The sequence below is a fragment of the Myroides sp. LoEW2-1 genome, assembly GCF_009767705.1.
Lineage (GTDB): Bacteria > Bacteroidota > Bacteroidia > Flavobacteriales > Flavobacteriaceae > Flavobacterium > Flavobacterium album_A.
Genome location: NZ_WSPP01000304.1, coordinates 1 through 4217, shown reverse-complemented (window position 1 = coordinate 4217; position 4217 = coordinate 1). Strand labels below are relative to the sequence as shown.

Annotated in this window: 5 protein-coding genes; 1 reads left to right on the top strand and 4 read right to left on the bottom strand. The window is 32.2% G+C overall.

Features of this window, described 5'->3' with window-relative positions:
- Nucleotides 1-31 precede the first annotated feature (31 nt).
- A complete protein-coding gene (locus tag GOQ24_RS14960) occupies nucleotides 32-796 on the top strand; it encodes a class I SAM-dependent methyltransferase (RefSeq protein WP_155092875.1) in 765 nt (254 codons plus the stop codon).
- A gap of 57 nt (nucleotides 797-853) precedes the next feature.
- Here the strand turns inward: GOQ24_RS14960 and GOQ24_RS14955 are convergent, their stop codons facing one another.
- From GOQ24_RS14955 to bcp, 4 genes are all read right to left on the bottom strand, one after another.
- Nucleotides 854-1429: a GDYXXLXY domain-containing protein gene (locus GOQ24_RS14955; RefSeq protein WP_160340051.1), complete on the bottom strand. Its 576-nt coding sequence runs from the start codon at nucleotides 1427-1429 to the stop codon at nucleotides 854-856.
- Nucleotides 1416-2498, bottom strand: a complete 1083-nt coding sequence (locus GOQ24_RS14950; protein ID WP_160340050.1) for a DUF4401 domain-containing protein — start codon at nucleotides 2496-2498, stop codon at nucleotides 1416-1418. Before GOQ24_RS14950 ends, GOQ24_RS14955 begins: the two co-directional genes overlap by 14 nt.
- Nucleotides 2485-3480 (bottom strand): DUF2157 domain-containing protein, encoded by a 996-nt coding sequence (locus GOQ24_RS14945; RefSeq protein ID WP_160340049.1) that lies wholly within the window; start codon nucleotides 3478-3480, stop codon nucleotides 2485-2487. Before GOQ24_RS14945 ends, GOQ24_RS14950 begins: the two co-directional genes overlap by 14 nt.
- Nucleotides 3481-3589: 109 nt before the next feature.
- Nucleotides 3590-4051 carry a thioredoxin-dependent thiol peroxidase gene (gene bcp, locus GOQ24_RS14940; protein WP_155092871.1) on the bottom strand — a complete coding sequence of 154 codons (462 nt, stop codon included), beginning with the start codon at nucleotides 4049-4051 and terminating at the stop codon, nucleotides 3590-3592.
- Nucleotides 4052-4217 lie beyond the last annotated feature (166 nt).

Here is a 4217-nt window from a genome sequence, read left to right as displayed (position 1 = left end):
CTAATTGACAACCTAAAGTATTTTCTATAATATGGACAATCAAAATTTAACCAATAGATATAGTACACTTGCCTCCTGGGTATATCACTTAGATAAACCTATCGGTCGCTCTTTTGGAGATATAGAATTTTACAGTCAAAGACTTCAAGGTATTTCAGGTAAAATACTTGAACCAGCAACGGGAAATGGTCGTGTATTAATCCCGCTTTTAGAACAAGGATTTGATATATCAGGGTTTGACGCTTCAAAAGAAATGCTTGACTATTGTAAAGCTGAAGTTCAAAAAAGACAGCTAAACCCTGAATTAGCACAAGAGCGCTTCGAAGACTTTAACCTAAACAGTCGCTATGATGCTGTAATATTGCCTGCAGGTTCATTTCAACTAATCACAGATGTAAATATCGCTATAGATGTTCTCAAGCGATTTAAGGCGGTTTTAAACGAGAAAGGGAAACTTATCATTGATTTATCTCCTCTTTCTTGTTTAAGTGAACCTACCATGATGGCGCGAAGTTGGAAAGTAAAAGATGGTATTTTGACATTGACAGAAACGCGTGAAGAAGTCAATTTTTTAACTCAAACAACTACTTCTCAATTGCGTTATGAGTACTGGTCAAATGAAGGTTCTTTAAAATCAAGTGAATTAGATTATTTTAGCTTGAGATTCTGGGGAATAAAAGAGTTCGAACTGGCTTTGAAACACGCTGGCTTTACTGCAATTAAAACTTACAGTAATTATGAACTATCCTCAAATATTGACTCGCAAACTCATACTATAACATTTGAAGCATACTAAAATAAAGATCAAAAAAAGAGGTTCAATATTGAACCTCTTTTTTTGATGCTATTGCAATTATTCAATTAGCTTTAAATCTTTATCGTACATCCCTACTAATACACTATTTCCCTTTTCATCAACTCTTAAGCCTCCGTAAACAGCTTTTTCAAACTTCTCTGCTTCACCTTCCTGAAAGAAAAAGCTTTCTGCTCCAATATTGAAATTCCAATTGGTCTTATTGAAAAACTTAACGTAAATCTGATTATCTCCTTTTTCTTTTATCTTAGATGATAAATCAACAAGGTGACCAATCCCCTTCTCGTCTATATTTAAAAGGACAAAACCTCTTGTATCCTTGTAAGAAGTAATAGGAGCTTTATTAAAACTGTCCTGCGTAATGCCAAGTGAATCATTTGTTTCACTTACAAATAAACTATCATTTAGAAAATCACTCATCCCTGTAGAAATCTTGTAATTCAACCTCATATAATCCCCTTGCATTAAAGATCTTGGATCAACAGGAGCTAATTCTAATAAGACTAACTGTCCTTCTTTAATCGTTTGCTCCTTTTCAAACACAGCGCGAATGAAAAATAATACTATCAATACTGTTGTGATTAATATCACATAATTTGTCCTATTCTTGCTCATCTTGTTTCCAATTTTTATGAATTACCCAATAAACACTAAGAAAAATAATCCCACTAAACATCAAAGAAATTGATTTTGCTAATAGTGAAATACTCAAGTCGTAATAATACATTCCCATAGCCCAAATAAAAGTGCATATAGACAAAACAATACCTGTTTTAAATTGGTTGTTATACGACCATAATGCAAACAAAAAGCCAACTATAAAAGCGGGATAATCAATTCCCAATAAATATAAAAACACAGCCGTAATTACGATTGACATTCCTTTAATGACAGTATTTTGTATTAAAGCCCTATCTAATAAAATGTACAAACTACCTAATGTTATCAATATAAACACTACTTTGGTAGAGTATGAAAACAGCATTCTCTCGGAACCATAGTAAGGTAAAAACATCTCTACAGATGTCATGATACTCAAGCCTAAACAATAACAAAAAGTAGCAACTAAGATTGCTTGGTAATTGTTATTCCACCACAAACTTGTACTTCTTAAAAAAGTCTCTTTATAAAAGAGAAACACTACGCTTAAAAGCAAAACAAGTAAGAGTAAACTAAGATAATCATTGCTGAAATTCTCAAACAGTAATCCGTGACATCCTATGATTATGGCAGTAGCAGCAATAAAGGTTATAATCTGATTTTTATATAAAAACAAACTTATAGAGGCTATAACTATTGTAGCAATATACATATTTGTAGGTATGAAATCGTGCTGAATAAGAGCCGCTAACAGCAGGACAAAACCACTGATATAAAGGGCTATTCCAACTCCATCTCTTACTGCATTGTCTGTACTTTTATGAATAAAATAACAACCAATCATTGACAGTAATCCAAAACTCAGAAATAGTATATCAAAATTAGAGTCTCTGGCAAAGGCTAAAGATATAAACCCTAAGAATGTTCCCATGGCAATTAAACCTCCTACAACTGATATGATCTTTATGAAAACTGTTTTCAATGAATTATCTTCTCTTTTCTGCATGATTCCAGTCTGATCAATTTCAACCCCTTTAGCTTCTAAAGAGGATAAAATTGTATTGAATTGACTATTCTCTTTCATCTTTCCAAGTTTTATTCATATTCATAATTACTTTAATTAAGCCATAGGTAGCCCCAATAATGTAAATTGTATAGAGCAGCAGGGAAACTATTTCAAGCTTAAACCACTTTAATAACAACATAAATAAAATAGAAACGACTGCTAAACCGAAATAACTAAAAAACAAAATATTGCGTTGTTTAACACTCCAATAATAGCTTGCTCCTATCCATACACAACTCAGTATAACTGCTATTGATTCTCCCATTAGATCATTAATATCATAGTTTGAACTAATAGTGAATATCCATGCCGAAATAGAGAAAACAGCAATACAAGTACATACAAAAGCCATTATCGCAGTATAGTACTTTGAAGGTACAAATCCCTGCATTCTTCCGATTAAAAATGGAAGGACAAACAATGTGATATTGAAGCTTAAAAACAAGCTTAACACCATGTAAAAATTCAATTCAGTACTGACTTGAGAAAAGAACAAAGAGAAAGTAGTATTTACTAAGACTACTAAGCCTAACCACTGTACTGAGAATTTAGAAACAACTGTCCATGGGATTATCGTTATCGTCCAAACTAAGAATAAATCATAGGCATTGGCTCCAGTTTGATAAACTTGACCGAAAACAGCAAACAAAACTCCTACTAAAACAGATGCTATTACTAAGCTTACCTTTCGAGTAGATTCTGTCATACGGTTAGTCACACTACAATAAACAGCTACGACTAATAATCCTAATACAACAGCAAACTTGCCAAATGCTGGCATATCATTCCAATTATAGGCAAAAAAGAACACAATGCCACTTACTAATAAACCACTCCCCAAGGTTAATAAGAAATACTCTATAAAGGTTCTCCACTCATTTGAACTAACACTACATTCTTGTTCAACCAAATGTTGCAGTTCTTCACTTTCTACACTACTGTGCTCCTTGAGTAGGTATAGATCTTCTTTTGAAACTCTTTTTTCATACAATTTTTTCATAAGCTCAAGTATTTAATGATACTTAAAAAAACAAAAGATAGTACTATAAAAGTCACTATCTTTTATTATAACGTTTTATCTTGTAATATAATACACCAGTAACTTGTTATTATTTTACAGATTCTAAAATTTGTGCGGCGTGATCTTTCGTTTTTACTTTTGTGATCACATCTATTAATATGCCATTTTCATCAATCACAAAAGTTGTTCGATGAATTCCATCATAAGTACGTCCCATGAATTTCTTTGGTCCCCATACACCAAAGGCATTTAAGACAGCTTTATCTTCATCAGCTAAAAGAGGAAAAGGCAATTCATTTTTCTCAATGAACTTCTGTTGTCTTGCTGCTGAATCTGCACTAACCCCTAATAATTCAAACCCTTTATCTTTTAACTCTGTATAATTATCTCGAAGATTACATGCTTCCCAAGTACAGCCTGGTGTACTTGCTTTTGGATAGAAGAATACAACAAGCTTTTTTCCTTTATAATCTGATAATTGATGTGTTTTTCCTGCTTGATCTACACCTTTAAAACTTGGTGCTTTATCTCCAATTTGTAAAGTAGTCATTGTTTCTTTATTTTAAGATTTAAAGTAAAAGTAGACGATTTATATTTAAGTTACAACTTTGAACTTTTAATAGACTTACAATTATTTGTTTGTAAGATTGAATACTCCACAATAAAAAGATTACCTCTTTTAAAAAATAACATCATTTTTGGCAGGTAGGTTATTA